This is a genomic window from Streptomyces sp. NPDC059850, assembly GCF_042731515.1.
Lineage (GTDB): Bacteria > Actinomycetota > Actinomycetes > Streptomycetales > Streptomycetaceae > Streptomyces.
Window position 1 is genome coordinate 81975 of sequence record NZ_JBHWJI010000007.1, and the last position, 16585, is coordinate 98559.

The window sequence follows — 16585 nt, forward strand, 5'->3', positions numbered from 1 at the left end:
CATCAACCGTTCACCGCTCCAGGAGGGCATAGCACCGTGAACATCGACCTTTCCGGCCGGACCGCGCTCGTCACCGGTTCCACCCAGGGCATCGGTTACGCCATCGCCGCCGGTCTCGCCCGCGCCGGAGCGCGCGTCGCCGTCAACGGCAGGCGCGCCGAGACCGTCGAACAGGCCGTACGGAAGCTGCGTACCGAGACGGGCAACGACGCCATCGTCGCCGCCCCCGGGGACCTGGCGGACGAGGACGGCACCCAGGCCGTCCTGGACGCCGTTCCGCAGGTGGACATCCTCGTCAACAACCTCGGAATCTTCGGCGCGACCCCGCCGCTGGAGATCGACGACGCCGAGTGGCGGCGCTACTTCGAGGTCAACGTGCTCTCCGCCGTGCGCCTGATCCGCGCCTACCTGCCCGGCATGAAGGAGCGGGGCTGGGGCCGTGTGCTCTCCCTCGCGAGCGACTCCGCCGTCGTCGTCCCCGCGGAGATGATCCACTACGGCATGACGAAGACCTCGCTGCTCGCGGTCACCCGCGGCTTCGCCAAGGAGGCCGCCGGTACGGGGGTCACCGTCAACTCCGTGATCGCCGGGCCCACGCACACCGGCGGAGTGGAGGACTTCGTCCGCCAGCTCGTCGGCGACGAGCTGCCCTGGGACGAGGCACAGCACCAGTTCATGGTCGAGCACCGCCCCCAGTCCCTGCTCCAGCGCCTCATCGAGCCCGAGGAGATCGCCAACATGGTGGTCTACCTCAGCTCCCCCTACGCCTCCGCCACCACCGGCGGCGCACTGCGGGTCGACGGCGGCTACATCGACTCGATCCTGCCCTGACACCGCCGCAGAAAGAAAGGTGCTCCTCATGAGCCTCACCACGCTGCTGCCCGGCCGCCTCGGATTCGGTACCGCACCGCTGGGCAACATGTTCCGCGCGATCCCGGAGGAGGAGGCCCAGGCGACGCTGCGGGCCGCCTGGGACCAGGGGATCCGCTACTTCGACAGCGCTCCGTTCTACGGCGCGGGCCTCGCCGAGATCCGCCTCGGGGAGATGCTCGCCCAGCACCCACGGGACTCCTTCGTCCTGTCGACGAAGGTCGGCCGGATCATTCACGACGAGGCCGAGGCCCCCTCCGGCCGCGACCTCGGCGAGAAAGGCGGCCTGTTCGAGCACGGTCGGCCGAACAAGGTGACCGACGACTACTCGGCCGACGCCACCAAGCGCTCGATCGAGGACAGCCTCCGGCGGCTGAACACCGACCGGCTGGACATCGTCTGGGTGCACGACATCGCCCAGGATTTCCACGGCGACCGCTGGCTCGCCCAGTTCGAGACCGCCCGCACAGGCGCCTTCCGCGTCCTGGACGACCTGCGTGACCAGGGTGTCATCAAGGCGTGGGGGCTCGGCGTCAACCGTGTCGAGCCGGTCGAGCTGACCCTCGCCCTGGACGAGCCCCGCCCCGACGGCTTCCTGCTCGCAGGCCGCTACACCCTCCTCGACCACCGCCAGGCACTGCAGCGGCTCCTGCCCGCTGCCCAGGAGCAGGGCGTCGACATGGTCGTCGGCGGCCCCTACAGCTCCGGTGTCCTCGCCGGCGGCACCCACTTCGAGTATCAGAAGGCCCCGGCCGACATCGTGGAGAAGGTCCGGCGGATCAACGGCCTCGCCGAGCGGTACGGCGTGACCGTCAAGGCGGCGGCGCTCCAGTTCTCCCTGGCCCACCCTGCCGCCGCGGCCGTCATCCCCGGCGCCACCCGCCCCTCGCGCATCGCCGAGGACCTGGCAGCCCTTCGGGAAGAGATCCCCACCGACTTCTGGGACGAACTCCGGGCGGCCGGCCTGCTCGATCCTGCCGCGCCGTGAGCCCGTGCGCCCATGAGTTCGGAAGCCGGATTCCAACGAAGGCGGCGCCGATCGTCGACGTACGGAGCTGGACTACCGAAACAGGTTGACCATCATCTGATGAAACAATCCAAGAGCCGCGATCGCGACCAGCCACCACGCAGGATCACGCCACGGGCGCTTGGGCCATTCATCATCCTCCATCTCGGATCCTTCCCCTGTTCAGCTCACTCCTGAGCGACAGTCGTACGCCTTGTGAACGCGGTCAACGGCTGTTCCGTCGTATGCGATGCGCCGCGTTCAGGCGGCCTTCCGCAGGGCTGCCCGGCGAGGGAGTGCTGAGACGGTAGGTGTTGCCGTCCTCGTTCACCGTCCGGCCGGTGAAGAGGCTGGGGGCAGCGGTGGGGAGGACCTGATCGGCCACCTACGCGATTGCCAGGTGTGCGACACCTGGGCGAAGAGATGGCTGTGCCGGTCGAGGTAGGCAATCAGTCACGGTCAGCCACGCCTCGTCCAATAGGTTGCACAAATTGGGCCCCCTCCCAATTCTTCCGTCTAGCGAGGTGTCGATACACTTACACACCCTTCAGGAGCCTAGAAGGCGAAATACGAGAATTCACCACATCGGTGCTGGGCCGCACCAGGGGGCCGCGGGGCGGTCAGTTCGTCAGGAGTCTGCGCAGCCACAGCAGTCGCGCGGCGCGGGCGTCGTGGGAGATGGCGGCGTGCGGGGCCATTCCGCTGAAACCGTGGAAGGCGCCGGGCCAGACGTGCAGTTCGGCCGCTCCCCCGGCCTGCCAGAGGCGGGTGGCGTAGTCGACGTCCTCGTCGCGGAAGGTCTCGGCGGATCCCACGTCGATGAACGCGGGCGGCAGCCCGGACAGGTCGGTCGCGCGGGCGGGTGCGGCGTAGGGCGGCACGGCGTCCGTTCCGCGGGCGGCGCCGAGCAGCGCCGTCCACCCGGCCTCGTTGGAGGCCCTGTCCCACACCCCGACCCCGGTCATCTGGCGGGCGGACGGGGTGTCGTTGCGGTCGTCCAGCATCGGGCACATCAGCAGCTGCCCGAACAGGGCCGGACCACCGAGGTCGCGCGCCAGCAGGGCGACGGCCGCCGCGAGGCCGCCACCGGCACTGCCACCGACGACGACGATGCGCTCCGGGTCGACGCCCAGCTCCTCGGCGTGCTCGGCGGTCCACCTCAGGCCCGCGTAGCAGTCCTCGACCGGGCCCGGATACGGCGTGCCGGGTGCCAGCCGGTATTCGACGGACACCACGGCCAGTCCCAGCTCCTCGGCGAGGTCGAGCATCTCGGGCAGGCCCGTACGGTTGTCGCCGACCATCATGCCGCCACCGTGGATGTGGTACAGCGCCGGTGTGGGGGTGGCCGGGGCGGATGGGCGGCAGATCAGCAGCGAGACGTCCGGCGCGTCCGCCGGGCCGGGAACGGACCGCTCCTCGACCCGGAAGGCCCCGTCGCGCTCCAGGTCCTCGGCCGTCACCGGTTCCATCCCGGGCACGTCCTCAGGGGGCGTCGTGCCCGGATCGGCCCCGGACCCGCCGGGCGGCAGCATCTGCGTGATGACCGCGAGGGCCGCGGCGAGTTCCGGATCGAACGGCGGCGGTGGCCCGAGCGGTGCGGTGGCCGCCGGGTCGGGGGAGGTGTTCTGCATGGCCGGCTCCCAGGGTCGCGGAAGGAGGATCCCCCGCCGTCGGCCGCCCCCAGCGAGAGGTCAGCCGTCGCGTGGCGGATTCTACCGGCCGGGTGCCGCCGACATCCTGCTCAGCCGAGGGCGCGGTGAAGGCGGCCACGGGCAACAGCCTTGTATTGCGGCCGTGTGTACGAGCATGAACATCGCATGAGGGCAGCTCGCCATGTGTTGTCCGGGGCGCCGCCGCCCTCCACCGTTGATCAGCATGAACGATCCCAGGATGTCCCGCCGCCTCTTCCACGGCCTGATGGGTGGCAGCGCGCTGAGCGCGGCGGGCGTGGCCGCCGCCGGACCGGCCACCGCGAACGACAAGCCCGGCGAGGCAACGGAGGAGCGGCCCTTCCGTGCCCGCTCGGGCGGCGCCGGGGGCCACCGGCCCAATCTGCTGGTCATCCTGGGCGACGACCTCGGCTGGGCCGATCTGTCGTCCTATGGCGCGCCGCACATCAAGACCCCGCACCTCGACCGCCTCGCCCGGCAGGGGGTGCGCTTCACCGACGCGTACTCCGGCTCGGCGACCTGCTCCCCCACCCGCTTCAGCCTCTACACCGGCCGCTATCCCGGCCGGACGAAGGGCGGACTGGCCGAGCCGGTCGGCGACCGCTCCGAGGGGCTGGACCCGAACCATCCGACGCTCGCCTCGCTGCTCAAGGGCGTCGGTTACGCCACCGCGCTGATCGGGAAGTGGCACTGCGGCTGGCTGCCCGACTACAGCCCCACGAAGTCCGGCTGGGACGAGTTCTTCGGCAACTTCGGCGGCGTCCTGGAGTACTTCTCCAAGCTCGGGCAGCTCGGCGAGTACGACCTGTACGAGGGCGACGCCGAGTACCAGGATCTGCGCTACTACACGACGGTCCTCACCGAACGGGCCGTCGAGTACGTCAGCCGCGACCACGACCGGCCCTGGCTGCTGAACCTCAACTTCACCACTCCCCACTGGCCGTGGCTCGCCGAGGGCGACGCCGCCACCGGAGCGTCCATCGCCGCGAAGATACGGTCGGCGAAGAGCCATGACGAGGTGGTGAGCGCGCTGAACCACTTCGACGGTGGTTCCGTCGCGAAGTACACGGAAATGGTGGAGAGCCTGGACGCCGCGGTGGGCGAAGTCCTCGAGGCCCTGCGCCGCTCGGGTCAGGAGGACGACACCCTGGTGCTGTTCGCCAGCGACAACGGCGGCGAGCGCTTCTCCTACAACTGGCCGCTCAGCGGAGAGAAGTTCGCCCTGCTGGAGGGCGGCATCCGGGTTCCGGCCATCCTGCGGTGGCCGTCCCGGATCGACCCGCACCAGGTCAGCCACGAGCCGAACTTCTCCCCCGACTGGACCGCCACCCTGCTGGAGGTGGGCGGCGCCCGGCCGGACCCGGCCTATCCGCTGGACGGCACGAGCCTGGCCGGTTACCTGCTGCGCGGCGAAGCGCCGCGTGACCGCGACCTCTTCTGGCGGGTGCGGGACAACCGGGCACTGCGGCGCGGCGACTGGAAGTACTACCAGGACGCCGACGGCAAGGACCAGCTGTTCAATCTCGCCCAGGACGTACGGGAACAGGCCGATCTCGCTCCCGACAAGCCGGAACTCCTCGCGGAACTCAAGACCTCCTGGGAAAGGACGGCCGAGAAACTGCTTCCCTATCCGGCGGCCTGAGGACCGGCCTCGCTACGACACGCTTCTACTACAGCGTTTCTACGACACTCTTCTAGGAGACATTGAAGGAAATCTTCTCCAGGACCGGTCCGGCGCCGGAAACCTGTCCCTCGGCAAGTGCCTCGGAATACTGGCCATTCGCCTGGAGCGCACTGAGGGCTTCCGCGGTGAGATTGACGGTAATGCTGATGCCGCCCTCGGAACCCGGGGCTCGGTCAATGCTGATCTGGTTGCTCATGTCCGGGGACGCTACCCGAACTCCCCACCTTCCGAAGGCTTTTGAGCATTGATGGCAAAAGGCGGGGAAGTGGCTCAGCGGCCGGTCCACCTCGGGGTACGTTTTTCGGCGAATGCGCGCGGTCCCTCCCGCGCGTCGTCGGATGTCAGCATGGCCCGGTATGCGGGCAGGTCGCCGTGGCGCAGGTGGGCGTAGCCTTCCTCGATCGTGGAATTCGCCGTGGTCCGGAGGATTTCCTTGATGGCCGCCACCGCCAGTGGCGCCCCGGCGCGGATGTCGCGGGCCAGCCGCAGCGCCGTCTCCAGGAGGTCGGGGCCGTCGACGACGCGGTTGACCAGGCCCCAGCGTTCCGCCTCGGATGCGGGCATGCGGCGTCCGGTCAGCAGGAGGTCGCCCGCCACCGCCTGCGGGAGGCGCCGGGGGAGCCTCAGCACGCCGCCGGAGTCGGGGATCATGCCGAGGGTCACTTCCGGCAGGGCGAACTCGGCGTGGTCGGCGGCGACGATCAGGTCGGCGGCCAGGGCGAGTTCGAAGCCGCCGCCGAGGGCGAGGCCGTTCACCGCCGCGATGACGGGCTTGTCGAGGTCGAAGAGTTCGGTGAGCCCGGCGAAGCCGCCGGGGCCGTGGTCGGCGTCGATGGCTTCTCCCGACGCCGCGGCCTTGAGGTCCCATCCCGCCGAGAAGAACCGCTGCCCGGCGCCGGTGACCACCGCCACCCGCAGCGTCTCGTCCCGGGCCAGCCTGTCGAAGGCGGCGTGGAGCGCGCGGCTCGTGGCCACGTCGATCGCGTTGGCCTTGGGGCGATCCAGGGTCACCAGCAGGATGCCGCCGTCGGCCTCGATACGTACCGGGTCAGCCATGCGCTTCTCCTCGTTCGTCGGTCCCCAGCCTGATCAGCACATCGGCGGCCACGACGCCACCGTGACCGGGAAGGACCAGCAGGGGGTTGATGTCGAGTTCCACGAGGGTGTGCGCGTGGCCGCGCGCGTAGTCGGCCACGGCCGCCACCGTGTCGATGACGGCGTCGACGTCACCCGGCGGCTGGCCACGGAAGCCGGTCAGCAGCGGCCAGACGCGCAGCCGTCGCAGCGCGGCGCGGATCTCGTCGTGCCGTACGGGCAGCAGCAGGGTGGCCGCGTCGTGGAGGAGTTCGACCATCGTGCCGCCCGCGCCGAGGGTGAGCGCCGGGCCGAACTGCGGGTCCCGGTGGACACCGACGATCAGTTCCGCCACCGCGCCCTCGGCCATGCGCTCCACGAGGAAACGGTCCGAGAGCCCCGCCATGGCGGCCACCGCCTCGCGCACCCGCTGTTCCCCGGTCAGCCCGAGGCGCACCCCGCCGACGTCGCTCTTGTGCGCGATCGTCTCCGACAGCGCCTTCACCACCACGGGGAATCCGATGTCCCGGGCCGCCTCGGCGGCGGTCTTAGCCGACGTGGCCACGGAGCCCGGGGGAACGGGAACGCCCCACTCGGCGAGGGTCCGCTTGCCGCGCCACTCGTCGAGAGAGAACGACCCGGGCGGCGGTGCGGGGGTGGCCGGGTCGAGCGGCAGGGCCGTATCGGCCGTCTCCTGGGCCAGCCCGGTCTGGCGCGCCGCGGCGATCGCCGTCAGGCATTCGGCGATGCCCTGCATCGGGGCGACGCCCTCGTCCAGCAGCAGCGTGCGCACCGGCTCCGGCAGCCCTTCCGGCAGCGTACTGACCACACAGGCGGGCGCGCCGGTGTGCCGGCGCGCGGCCAGGCAGGCGTCCAGGGTGGTCTGCCACGCCTCCGGGGAGCAGCGGTCCGCGCGGGGGAAGTCGAGCACCAGGAGATGCATGTCGAAACCGGTGGTGAGGAAGGCGCGGAAGCAGTCGCGCTGGGCGTCGAAGTCGCCCCAGATGTAGGTGTGGTAGTCCAAGGGGTTGGCGACGGACACCCGGTCGCCGAGCACCTCCCGCAGCCGCCGGGCGGTGTCGTCCGCAAACGGTGGCAGTTCGACGTCGTGGTCGTGGGCGAGGTCGGCCAGCAGAGACGCCTCTCCTCCCGAACAACTCGCGGAGGCGATGCGCGCTCCGGTGCTCGGCCCGTGGACGTGCAGATACTTCAGTGTCTCCAGGAAGGTGGCGACCTGGTGCACCCGGGCCATGCCCAGGCGCCGGAAGAAGGCGTCGCAGAGCACATCGGACCCGGCCAGGGAGCTGGTGTGGCTCAGATTGGCCCGGCCGCCCAGTTCGGACCGGCCCGTTTTCAGCACGACGATCGGCACGCGCCGCTGGAGGGCGCGTACGGCGGCCCGGGACAGCCCTGCGGGGTCGTCGATGCCCTCCAGGTGGAGACCGATCGCGGTGATCCGGGGGTCTTCCAGCAGCGCTTCGACCAGTTCGGCCACCCCGGTCACGGCGGCGTTGCCGACCGTCACCAGCCGGGCGAGCGGCAGCGATCTGCGCTGCATGGTGAGGTTCTGGCCGATGTTGCCGCTCTGGGTGATGATGGCGACGCCACGGTCCACCCGCCGCCCGCCGTGCTGGTCGGCCCAGAGCGCGGCGCCGTCGAGGTAGTCGAGCATCCCGATGCAGTTGGGCCCGATCACCGCCATCCGCCCCGCCGCACGGACGAAGTCGCGCTGCCACCGCGCACCGGTCTCCCCGTCCTCGGCGAAGCCCGCCGCGTGGCAGACCGCGCCGCCCGCGTCGCGTGCGGCGAGTTCCGCCAGCACCTCGACGGTGGCATCCCTCGGTATGGCGAGGAACGAGGCGTCCGGTGGGTCGGGCAGCGCGGCGGCGTTCGGGTAGCAGCGCAGGCCTTCGATGCTCGTACGCCGGGGGTGGACCGGCCAGATCGTCCCGGTGAAGCCCGCGCGGCGGCACTGCCGGATCGCGGCGGCGGCGGTGTCGCCGCCGAACACGGCGATGTGGCGCGGGCTCAGCAGGCGCCGGAGGTTGTCCCTGGTGCCCATCGCCGGGTCACGATCCGAGGGGGCGCAGCAGGGACCGGGAGATGATGTGGCGCTGGATTTCGCTGGTGCCGTCCCAGATGCGCTCCACGCGCGCGTCCCGCCAGAACCGTTCGATCGGCAGTTCCGCCATCAGCCCCATGCCGCCGAAGATCTGCACCGCCCGGTCGGTGATGCGGCCCAGCGCTTCCGAGGCGTACAGCTTCGCCATCGCCGCGTCGCGGTCGGTCATGGTGCCCTGGTCGAGTTTCCACGCCGCCCGCAGGGTGAGGAGTTCCGCGGCCTCCAGTTCGGTGGCCATGTCCGCCAGGGGGAAGCCGACGCCCTGGAAGCGGCCGACCGTCTGGCCGAACTGGCTGCGTTCGGCGGCCCATCCCGTGGCGAGGTCCAGGACGCGCCGGGCGCGGCCGACACTGGTGGCGGCGACGCTGAGCCGACTGGCGCCCAGCCACTCCCCCATCAGGTCGAAGCCACGCCCCTCTTCGCCGAGGCGCTGGCCCACGGGGATACGGCAGTCCGAGAACGACAGCTCGCACTGGTGGTAGCCCCGGTGCGATACGCACGCCGAGCCACGGGTGACGGTGAGCCCGGGGGTGTCCAGGTCCACCAGGAACGCCGTGATCGGGTTCTTCCGCCCGCGCCCTGGTTCCGGCGCCGCGTCGGTGGCGCCGGTGGTGGCGAAGAGGATCACGAAGTCCGCCGCGTCGGCGTGGCTGATGAAGTGTTTGGTGCCGTTGAGGACGTAGTCGTCGCCGTCCGCCACCGCGCGGGTGGTCATCGAGCGTACGTCGGATCCGGCGCCGGGTTCGGTCATGGCGAGGCAGTCGTGGCGTTCCCCGCGAATGGTCGGGAGCAGATAGCGCTCGCGTTGCTCCCCTTCGCATGCCCGCAGGATGTTGCTCGGCCGGGCGACGAGCATCTGCAGGGCGTAACCGGCGCGGCCCAGCTCGCGTTCGACGAGGGTCATGCTGGTGGCGTCCAGGCCGCCGCCACCCAGTTCTTCGGGCATGTTGGCCGCGTAGATCCCGGCGTCGAGGGCTTTTCGGCGGATCCGTTCGGCCAGTTCGGGCGGCACTTCGTCGAGCCGCTCGACCTCGTCCTCGTGCGGCTCCAGCTCGGTCGTGACGAACTTGCGCACCGTCTCCACGATCATGCGCTGCTCGTCGGTGAGTTCGAAATCCATGGCGGCTCCTCAGGACGGCGGGGCGGGAGCGGATGGGCTGACGGGAGCGAAGAGGTGTTTCAGTCGCGGCGGCGGATGCCCATCGGGCGGCCCACGGCCTCGGGGCGGGGCAGGGTGGTGTGGGCCTGCTGGATCGCGGCCAGCCGCTGGAGCAGGGGCGTGGGCAGGGGACACGACCTTCCCTGCTCCATGTCGACGTGCACCAGCATCTGTTCGGCCGTGGCCAGCAGGGTGCCGGTGGTGCCGTGGTGCATTTCGTGGAAGATGTGCACGCGCTTGGTGTCGTGGTCGAGTACGCGGAGGGTCAGCCGGATCGGCTCGCCCTCGGCCACTTCGCGGCGGTGGTGCAGATGGGTTTCCACCGTGTAGAGCGAGTGGCCCTCGGCGCGGTACCGCTCGTCGATGCCGATGTAGCGGAAGAACGCGTCCGCGTTGTCCCCGAAGACCAGCAGGTAGCAGGACTCGCTCATGTGGCCGTTGTAGTCCACCCAGGCCGCGTCGACCGTGGTGTGGTGCAGGGACAACGGTGCGGGGATGTCGTCGCTGTGGGCCATACCCGGCTCCTGTTCCTGAGGTCGCTCAGTTGCGGAGGATCTCGCGTTGCACGAAGTCGTAGAGGGTCCGCCGCATCCGCTCGGCGGTCCGGCCGGGGCGGCCGGTGAGCACCTGGATACCCAGTCCGTCGATCAGGGCCGTCAGGGTCGCCGCCAGTTCCTCGGGATCGGCGTCGGTGAAGACGCCCTGGGCCTGGCCTTCGGCGATCGTGCGGGCGACCGTGTCGTGGTAGCGGGCGTAGGAGTCGGTGTGCAGCACCCGCAGTTCTGGGCGCAGCGCGCTTTCGTTCCACACCTGCAGCCAGATCGACCACTCCCGCTGCAGCGCGCCCGGGGTGGGCAGTTGCAGCTCGACCAGGCGCAGCAGCCGCTGATGGGCGTCCTCGATGCCGTGCAGTTCCGCGACCTGGCGGTCGAACGCCTGCTTCACCGAATGGCGCAGTGCCTCGGTGAGCAGGCCGTCGCGGCCGGGGAAGTGGTAGTGGATGGTGGCGGCGCTCGTGCCGCAGGCCTCCGCGACGTCCGACACCCGCACCGCGTGATAGCCGCGCTCGGCGATGAGGCGCCAGGCCGCGTCGAGGATCTGCCGGTACCGGCCGGTGTCGCCGCTGGGTTCCGGTCGCCGCGCGGTGCGCTGCGGTACGGCGGACACGGTGTCCGCCTCGTCGCTGCCGTTGATCAGCCAGTTCACCGTGACGTTGCCGATCTCGGCGATCCGGGTCAGCTCGGCGGGGGTGAACCGCCGGGCGCCGGTCAGCGACTTGGACAGCTTGGTGGGGTCCAGCCCCATGTCGTCGGCGAACGCGCGCTGGCTGCCCGGGTATCCGCGCAGCACCTCACGTACCCGCTGACGCGTCGCGTCCGCAGTGTGCAGCATGCCGCCGACCCTAGGGGTGCGTTGCGAAACCCGCAATAGTCTGACGCATCAATCGCATCGCAACGCGGCGCCCTGGTCCCCCTCTTCCACGGGAGCCTCTTCCATGGGTGCTTCTTCCATGGGCGGCATGAAGGTGCGCAGCCACCGCTCCGTCTGGGCGACGTGGGCCTCGGCGGCACCGGCGGCGGCGCGCGGATCGCGGTCGGCGATCGCGGTGGCCAGCACGCGGTGGTCCTCGTCGCTCTTACGCCGCATCGTCTCGCCCTCGGGGAGGGTGAAGATCTGGTACTTGCGGGAGCGGGCGCGGAAGACCGCGAGCAGGGAGGCGAGGGCGGGGTTCCCGGCGGCGGTGGCGATCTCGGCGTGGAAGCGGTGGTCGAGGTCCGAGGCCTCGGCCGGGTCATCGGTGGCGTCCATGGCCTCGATGAGCGCGAAGAGCGTCCGTACCGTCTCCGGTGTGCTGCGGGCGGCGGCCTGCGCCGCGACATGGGCCTCCAGGACGCGCCGGATCTCGTACATCTCCAGCAGACCGGAGAGCGGCAGCAGCTCCAGGGTGAGCGAGAGGCTGCCTATCATGTCCTCCGGCCTGAGCTGGGAGACATACGTGCCGGAGCCGTGCCTCGGCTCGATCACGCCCAGGGCCGCGAGCATCCGCACGGCCTCGCGCAACGAGCCCCGGGACACGCCGAGTTCCTCGCACAGCTCGCCCTCGGGCGGAACACGCCCTCCGGCGCCGAGGCGTCCGGTGGCGATCATGTGCCGTAGGCCGTGGAACGCCTTGTCGACTGCGGACATCCGATTTCCTCCCAAAACGCAAGTCATCTGATGACCTACGCCGCAGACCCCTTGATCGCACGGAATCTATCCTGCAAGATGCCGAGTCATCATACGTGTTCTGATCCTGATCCCCCTCGGAACACCCGGACCCCGGCAGATCGGGAGTCATGTGAGCGAGACCGATGTCATCGCGGCGCCACGTCCCCTGTTGCTGACCGACGGCAGGCCCGCCGACCGGGCGTGGTCGCTGGACCCCGCCATGAGACACCTGAACCACGGTTCCTTCGGCGCCGTTCCCCTGGTGGCACAGGAGCGGCAGAGGCAGCTGCGCGCGGAGATGGAGCGCTCCCCGGTGGTGTGGTTCCCGGCGCTGCCGCAGCGGGTCGCCGACACCAGGGTGGAGGTCGCCCGCTTTCTGCGGGTGGCCGCCGACGACCTGGCCCTGGTGCCGAACGCGAGCGCCGGGGTCAGCACCGTGTACGCCGCCCTCGACCGGCACCGTGGCGGGGAGATCGTCGTCACCGACCACGGCTACGGGGCCGTCACCATGGGCGCCGAGCGGCTGGCGCGCGACCGCTGGGAGGGCAGGGTCCGCACCGCGCGGGTGCCCCTCGACGCGGACGAGGAGCGGGCGTACGAGGCCGTGTTCGCCGAGGTGTCCGAGGCGACCGACCTCATCGTGCTGGACCAGATCACCTCGGCGACCGCCCGCCGGATGCCGGTGGAGCGGATCGGCGCGGAGGCGCGGCAGCGCGGGATTCCGCTGCTCGTGGACGGGGCGCACGCACCCGGTCTGCTCCCCGCCCCGCTCTCCGGGCTGACCTGCGATGTCTGGGTCGGGAACCTGCACAAGTGGGGGTGCGCGCCACGCGGTACGGCGGCGCTCGTCGCCCATGGTCCGCTGCGTGAGCGGCTCTACCCGCCGATCGACTCATGGGGCGCCGAGGATCCGTACCCCGACCGCTTCGACCAGCAGGGCACGGTGGACGCCACCTGCTATCTGGCGGCGCCGACGGCGCTCGGCTTCATCGAGCACACCTGGGGCTGGCAGCGCGCCCGCCGCTATATGGACCAGCTGGCGGGCTACGCGGCGCAGGTCATCGGTGCCGCGTTCACCGAGCTGACCGGCGCCGACAGCGCCGTCGACGTCGGCATGCCGGTCCCCGGGATGCGGCTGGTGCGGCTGCCCGACGGGCTGGGCCCCACCCGCCTCGAGGCCGACGCGCTGCGCGACCGGGTCGCCCGGGAGCTGGGCGTGGAGGCGGCCTTCACCAGCTTCGGCGGCATCGGCTATCTGCGGGTGTCCGCCCACGTCTACAACACCGCCGCCGACTACGAGTACTTCGCCGAGGCCTGCGTCCCCGTCCTCGGCGAGTGGGCCCGCGCGGCTCGCGGGCGGCACGGCGCCTCGTAGCGGCTCGACACGTACGCCGTGCGCGCACTCGACAGGTACGCCCCCTCCCCCGGGCCGCTCCCAGCGCGGCCCGCATCCAAGGAAGAGGTCAGCACGATGAGGAGAAGGACGGCAGCCCTCGCCCTCGGCACCGCCGCCGCGATGGTCCTGACCGGCTGTTCCACCATGAACCCGGGCGCGAACGGAACGGTCACGCTCAACATGGTCGAGAGCCTGACCAACCCCGCCCGCACCGATCTGCTCAACGGGCTCATAGCCGACTTCGAGAAGCGGAACCCCAAGATCAAGGTCAATCTGATCTCGCCGCCCACCGAGCAGGCCGACCAGAAGATCCAGCAGATGCTCCAGTCCGGCAGCGGCGTGGACGCCCTGGAGGTACGGGACATCACCGTCGGCCCGTGGTCGAACAACGGCTGGCTCCACGACATGAAGAAGGACCTCAAGGGGTGGCAGGGCTGGCAGGCCATGACGGAGAACGCCGTCAAGGCCGCCGAGGACGCCAAGGGCCACACCTATTTCGTCCCCTACGGCTTCTACGGGCTGAGCCTCTTCTACCGCACCGACCTGATCAAGGACGCCGGGTTCAGCGACCCCCCGGCCACCTGGGAGCAGTTGCTGAAGCAGGCGTCCGCCATCAACGACCCGGCGAAGCGGCGCTACGGCTACGCGTTCCGGGGCGGGGCCAACGCCAACAGCAACGCCACGGCCGTCATCGAGGCGTACGTGGCCGACCAGGTCGACCCGTCCAACGGCTACCAGCTGAAGGACGGCCGCACGATCTTCTCCTCGCCCAAGGCCGTGGACGCCCTCCAGACCTACCTGAAGCTCTTCAAACAGGCCTCCCCCAAGTCGTCCGTCTCCTGGGGCTACCCGGAGATGGTCGAGGCCTTCTCCAACGGCTCCACGGCCTTCCTGCTCCAGGATCCGGAGGTGATCGCCACCGTCTCCGAGTCCAAGTCGGTCTCGAAGGGCCAGTGGGACACCGCTCCCCTGGTGGCAGGGCCGAGCGGGAAGACCGTCCAGCCGCTGGCCACCGCCGGGTGGGGCATCGCGAAGGGCAGCAAGCACAAGGCGGAGACCGTCAAGCTGATCAAGTTCCTGTCGCAGGGCAAGGCGTCGACGGACTTCACCAAGAAGAACAGCCTGGTGCCGATCCTCAAGTCGGCCACCGAGGACCCGTTCTACAAGACCGGCCCCTGGTCGTCGTACGTCACCATGACCAAGCACCCCGACACCTATCTCAACGTCAGCCAGCCGCGCGGGGTGGCCTGGTGGCGCGAGTGGGAGCAGAGGTCCGACACCGATGTGCAGAAGATGGTGAGCGGCAAGATGACGCCGAAGGAGCTGCTGGAGGGCTGGGACGCGTACTGGACCGAGAAGTGGGAGCAGGAGAAGTAGGGATGCCCGCCACCTCCGCAACCACCAGGCCGAAGGCGCCGCGGCCGGTCCGGAAGAAGGCCGATCCGCATCCCCGGAGCGGGCAACAGGGCGGCCGCAGACGGGAGTTCACGACCCGCCGGGGACTGCTCATCGCCGCCTATATGGCGCCGGCCGCGATCTTCGTGGCGGTGTTCACGTACTACCCCGTGATCGCGGGCAGCCAGATGGCCTTCCGCCACTGGGACCTGAACGATCTCACCGACACCTCGTGGGTGGGGCTCAAGAACTTCCACGCGGTCTTCGCCGACCCCAACTGGGACACCGTGCTGGGCAATACGGGTCTCTGGGTCATCGGCTCGATCGTGCCGCAGCTGGTCATCGGCTTCGCGCTGGCGCTGTGGCTGCGCCGCCGGTTCCGTTTCCGGGGCGTCTACCAGGCGCTGGTCTTCTTCCCCTGGGCGATCTCCGGGTTCCTCATCGGCATCCTGTTCCGCTGGATGTTCAACAGTGAGTTCGGCGTCGTGAACGATCTGCTGCAGAAGGCGGGGCTGATCGACGAGCCGGTGGCGTGGCTGGCCGATCCGCACAAGGCGATGATCGCCGTACTGATCGCCAACACCTGGTACGGCGTCACCTTCTTCGCCATCATGATCCTGGCCGCGCTCCAGTCGGTCCCCGACGAGCTGTACGAGGCCTCGGCGCTGGACGGGGCCGGGAAGGTGCGCACGCTCTTCCAGATCACCATCCCCTACATCCGGGTCACGCTGGTGCTCACCGTGCTGCTGCGGATCATCTGGATCTTCAACTTCCCCGATCTGATCTTCGGGATGACCGGTGGCGGGCCCAACAACGAGACCCACATCGTGACCACCTGGATGATCAAGATCACTCAGCAGGGGGACTACGGCAAGGCCTCCGCGCTCGGCCTCCTCGTGGTCGCGGGGCTGCTGGTGTTCACGGTGTTCTTCCTGCTGGCCACGCGTGAGAAGAAGCGAGAGGTGGGGCCGTGACCGGCAAAGAGACCTCGGCGGGCCGGGTCGTCCGCATCGTCTTCCTGGGGCTGTGGCTGGCGTTCACCGTCTTCCCGCTGTACTGGATCACCATCACCTCGCTGAAGGCGCCGGGCGACATCTTCGCGTTCCCCATCGCCTACTGGCCCGAGCACTTCTCGCTGGAGAACTACAGCGAGCTGTTCGACAAGGCCGATTTCGGGACCTATCTCACCAACAGCCTGATCGTCGCGGCCGTCGCGGGCGCCGCCGCCACCGCGATCTCGATGCTGTCGGCGTATGTGCTGGCGCGCTTCGAGTTCCGCACCAAGTCCGCGCTGCTGACGGCCGCGCTGGTCACCCAGATGATCCCCGCGTTCATCGCGCTGGGCCCGCTGTATCTGCTCATGACCGACCTGAGGCTGGTCGACAACCGGCTCGGGCTCATTCTCGTCTACGTCGCCGTGTGCATCCCCTTCTGCACGGTGATGCTCCGCGGCTTCTTCGAGAACATCCCCGACGCGCTGGAGGAGGCCGCGATGATCGACGGTCTCTCCCGGTTCTCGGCGCTGTTCCGGGTGCTGCTGCCGGTGATGCGTCCGGGGATCGTGGCGGCGTTCATCTTCAACTTCGTCAACTGCTGGAACGAGCTGTTCCTGTCGGTGACCCTGATGAACAGCGACGCCAACAAGACCGTCCCGACGGCCCTCAACGGCTTCATCTCCAGCTTCAACATCGACTGGGGTTCGATGTCCGCGGCGGCCGTGTTCACGATCCTGCCGACCATGGTGCTCTTCGCCTTCGCGAGCCGCCACATCGTGCGGGGGCTCACCTCCGGCGCCGTGAAGGGGTGAGGCCGCTCCGCTCCGGACATTGATCATTTTGCTCGGTCGAGGGCGCTTTCACCCCGGTGCGGTGAGCAGATTGCCCAGCCGGAAGAGGACATGTTGCGCAGCAGGTGCGGTCTCTGTCTACTTCTCGCATCACACGGCATTCCTGGACGTCGGATCCAGGCGGTGGAGGTGGTCAATGTGGTCATGGACGCGAC

At 69.8% G+C, this 16585-nt stretch carries 15 protein-coding genes; 7 read left to right on the forward strand and 8 right to left on the reverse strand.

The window, feature by feature from the left end:
- Window positions 1-36: 36 nt before the first annotated feature.
- Together ACFV9T_RS07940 and ACFV9T_RS07945 are read left to right on the forward strand one after the other, a co-directional pair.
- Window positions 37-831: an SDR family NAD(P)-dependent oxidoreductase gene (locus ACFV9T_RS07940; RefSeq protein ID WP_385437486.1), complete on the forward strand. Its 795-nt coding sequence runs from the start codon at window positions 37-39 to the stop codon at window positions 829-831.
- A 28-nt stretch (window positions 832-859) separates the two neighbouring features.
- On the forward strand, window positions 860-1858 hold the full coding sequence (locus tag ACFV9T_RS07945; RefSeq protein WP_385437487.1) for an aldo/keto reductase: 999 nt from the start codon (window positions 860-862) through the stop codon (window positions 1856-1858).
- 638 nt (window positions 1859-2496) lie between these two features.
- Here the strand turns inward: ACFV9T_RS07945 and ACFV9T_RS07950 are convergent.
- Window positions 2497-3507 carry an alpha/beta hydrolase gene (locus ACFV9T_RS07950; RefSeq protein ID WP_385437488.1) on the reverse strand — a complete coding sequence of 337 codons (1011 nt, stop codon included), beginning with the start codon at window positions 3505-3507 and terminating at the stop codon, window positions 2497-2499.
- A gap of 244 nt (window positions 3508-3751) precedes the next feature.
- On the opposite strand from ACFV9T_RS07950, the gene ACFV9T_RS07955 reads away from it, so the two are divergent.
- The gene (locus ACFV9T_RS07955; protein WP_385437489.1) at window positions 3752-5188 is read left to right on the forward strand and encodes a sulfatase; all 1437 of its coding nucleotides are present in this window, start codon (window positions 3752-3754) and stop codon (window positions 5186-5188) included.
- Between the two features lie 52 nt (window positions 5189-5240).
- Here the strand turns inward: ACFV9T_RS07955 and ACFV9T_RS07960 are convergent, their stop codons facing one another.
- From ACFV9T_RS07960 to ACFV9T_RS07990, 7 genes are all read right to left on the reverse strand, one after another.
- Window positions 5241-5426, reverse strand: coding sequence for a hypothetical protein (locus tag ACFV9T_RS07960; RefSeq protein WP_385437490.1), 186 nt, complete (start codon window positions 5424-5426; stop codon window positions 5241-5243).
- 74 nt (window positions 5427-5500) lie between these two features.
- Window positions 5501-6286, reverse strand: a complete 786-nt coding sequence (locus ACFV9T_RS07965) for a carnitinyl-CoA dehydratase (RefSeq protein ID WP_385437491.1) — start codon at window positions 6284-6286, stop codon at window positions 5501-5503.
- The gene (locus ACFV9T_RS07970) at window positions 6279-8366 is read right to left on the reverse strand and encodes an acetate--CoA ligase family protein (protein ID WP_385437492.1); all 2088 of its coding nucleotides are present in this window, start codon (window positions 8364-8366) and stop codon (window positions 6279-6281) included. The genes ACFV9T_RS07965 and ACFV9T_RS07970 overlap by 8 nt, the downstream gene beginning before the upstream one ends.
- A gap of 7 nt (window positions 8367-8373) precedes the next feature.
- Window positions 8374-9546, reverse strand: coding sequence for an acyl-CoA dehydrogenase family protein (locus tag ACFV9T_RS07975; protein WP_385437494.1), 1173 nt, complete (start codon window positions 9544-9546; stop codon window positions 8374-8376).
- Window positions 9547-9605: 59 nt separating this feature from the next.
- Window positions 9606-10100, reverse strand: coding sequence for a thioesterase family protein (locus ACFV9T_RS07980; RefSeq protein WP_385437496.1), 495 nt, complete (start codon window positions 10098-10100; stop codon window positions 9606-9608).
- Window positions 10101-10125: 25 nt separating this feature from the next.
- Window positions 10126-10977: a TetR family transcriptional regulator C-terminal domain-containing protein gene (locus ACFV9T_RS07985; protein ID WP_385437497.1), complete on the reverse strand. Its 852-nt coding sequence runs from the start codon at window positions 10975-10977 to the stop codon at window positions 10126-10128.
- Window positions 10978-11025: 48 nt separating this feature from the next.
- The gene (locus tag ACFV9T_RS07990) at window positions 11026-11772 is read right to left on the reverse strand and encodes a FadR/GntR family transcriptional regulator (protein ID WP_385437498.1); all 747 of its coding nucleotides are present in this window, start codon (window positions 11770-11772) and stop codon (window positions 11026-11028) included.
- A 151-nt stretch (window positions 11773-11923) separates the two neighbouring features.
- Here ACFV9T_RS07990 and ACFV9T_RS07995 point away from each other — a divergent pair, with 151 nt between their 5' ends.
- From ACFV9T_RS07995 to ACFV9T_RS08010, 4 genes are all read left to right on the forward strand, one after another.
- Window positions 11924-13168, forward strand: a complete 1245-nt coding sequence (locus ACFV9T_RS07995; protein WP_385437499.1) for an aminotransferase class V-fold PLP-dependent enzyme — start codon at window positions 11924-11926, stop codon at window positions 13166-13168.
- 96 nt (window positions 13169-13264) lie between these two features.
- Complete coding sequence (locus tag ACFV9T_RS08000; protein ID WP_385437500.1) at window positions 13265-14566, forward strand: ABC transporter substrate-binding protein; 1302 nt, start codon at window positions 13265-13267, stop codon at window positions 14564-14566.
- A 2-nt stretch (window positions 14567-14568) separates the two neighbouring features.
- Window positions 14569-15558 (forward strand): carbohydrate ABC transporter permease, encoded by a 990-nt coding sequence (locus ACFV9T_RS08005; RefSeq protein WP_385437501.1) that lies wholly within the window; start codon window positions 14569-14571, stop codon window positions 15556-15558.
- A complete protein-coding gene (locus ACFV9T_RS08010; RefSeq protein WP_385437502.1) occupies window positions 15555-16391 on the forward strand; it encodes a carbohydrate ABC transporter permease in 837 nt (278 codons plus the stop codon). Before ACFV9T_RS08005 ends, ACFV9T_RS08010 begins: the two co-directional genes overlap by 4 nt.
- Window positions 16392-16585 lie beyond the last annotated feature (194 nt).

What these genes read in the sequence shown, in the direction of transcription:
- ACFV9T_RS07990 (WP_385437498.1), bottom strand. Translation starts at nt 11,772, where the DNA reads ATGTCCGCAGTCGACAAGGCGTTCCACGGCCTACGGCACATGATCGCC.
- ACFV9T_RS08005 (WP_385437501.1), top strand. Translation starts at nt 14,569, where the DNA reads ATGCCCGCCACCTCCGCAACCACCAGGCCGAAGGCGCCGCGGCCGGTC.
- ACFV9T_RS07985 (WP_385437497.1), bottom strand. Translation starts at nt 10,977, where the DNA reads ATGCTGCACACTGCGGACGCGACGCGTCAGCGGGTACGTGAGGTGCTG.
- ACFV9T_RS07975 (WP_385437494.1), bottom strand. Translation starts at nt 9,546, where the DNA reads ATGGATTTCGAACTCACCGACGAGCAGCGCATGATCGTGGAGACGGTG.
- ACFV9T_RS07960 (WP_385437490.1), bottom strand. Translation starts at nt 5,426, where the DNA reads ATGAGCAACCAGATCAGCATTGACCGAGCCCCGGGTTCCGAGGGCGGC.
- ACFV9T_RS08000 (WP_385437500.1), top strand. Translation starts at nt 13,265, where the DNA reads ATGAGGAGAAGGACGGCAGCCCTCGCCCTCGGCACCGCCGCCGCGATG.
- ACFV9T_RS07950 (WP_385437488.1), bottom strand. Translation starts at nt 3,507, where the DNA reads ATGCAGAACACCTCCCCCGACCCGGCGGCCACCGCACCGCTCGGGCCA.
- ACFV9T_RS07965 (WP_385437491.1), bottom strand. Translation starts at nt 6,286, where the DNA reads ATGGCTGACCCGGTACGTATCGAGGCCGACGGCGGCATCCTGCTGGTG.
- ACFV9T_RS07970 (WP_385437492.1), bottom strand. Translation starts at nt 8,366, where the DNA reads ATGGGCACCAGGGACAACCTCCGGCGCCTGCTGAGCCCGCGCCACATC.
- ACFV9T_RS07955 (WP_385437489.1), top strand. Translation starts at nt 3,752, where the DNA reads ATGAACGATCCCAGGATGTCCCGCCGCCTCTTCCACGGCCTGATGGGT.
- ACFV9T_RS07945 (WP_385437487.1), top strand. Translation starts at nt 860, where the DNA reads ATGAGCCTCACCACGCTGCTGCCCGGCCGCCTCGGATTCGGTACCGCA.
- ACFV9T_RS07980 (WP_385437496.1), bottom strand. Translation starts at nt 10,100, where the DNA reads ATGGCCCACAGCGACGACATCCCCGCACCGTTGTCCCTGCACCACACC.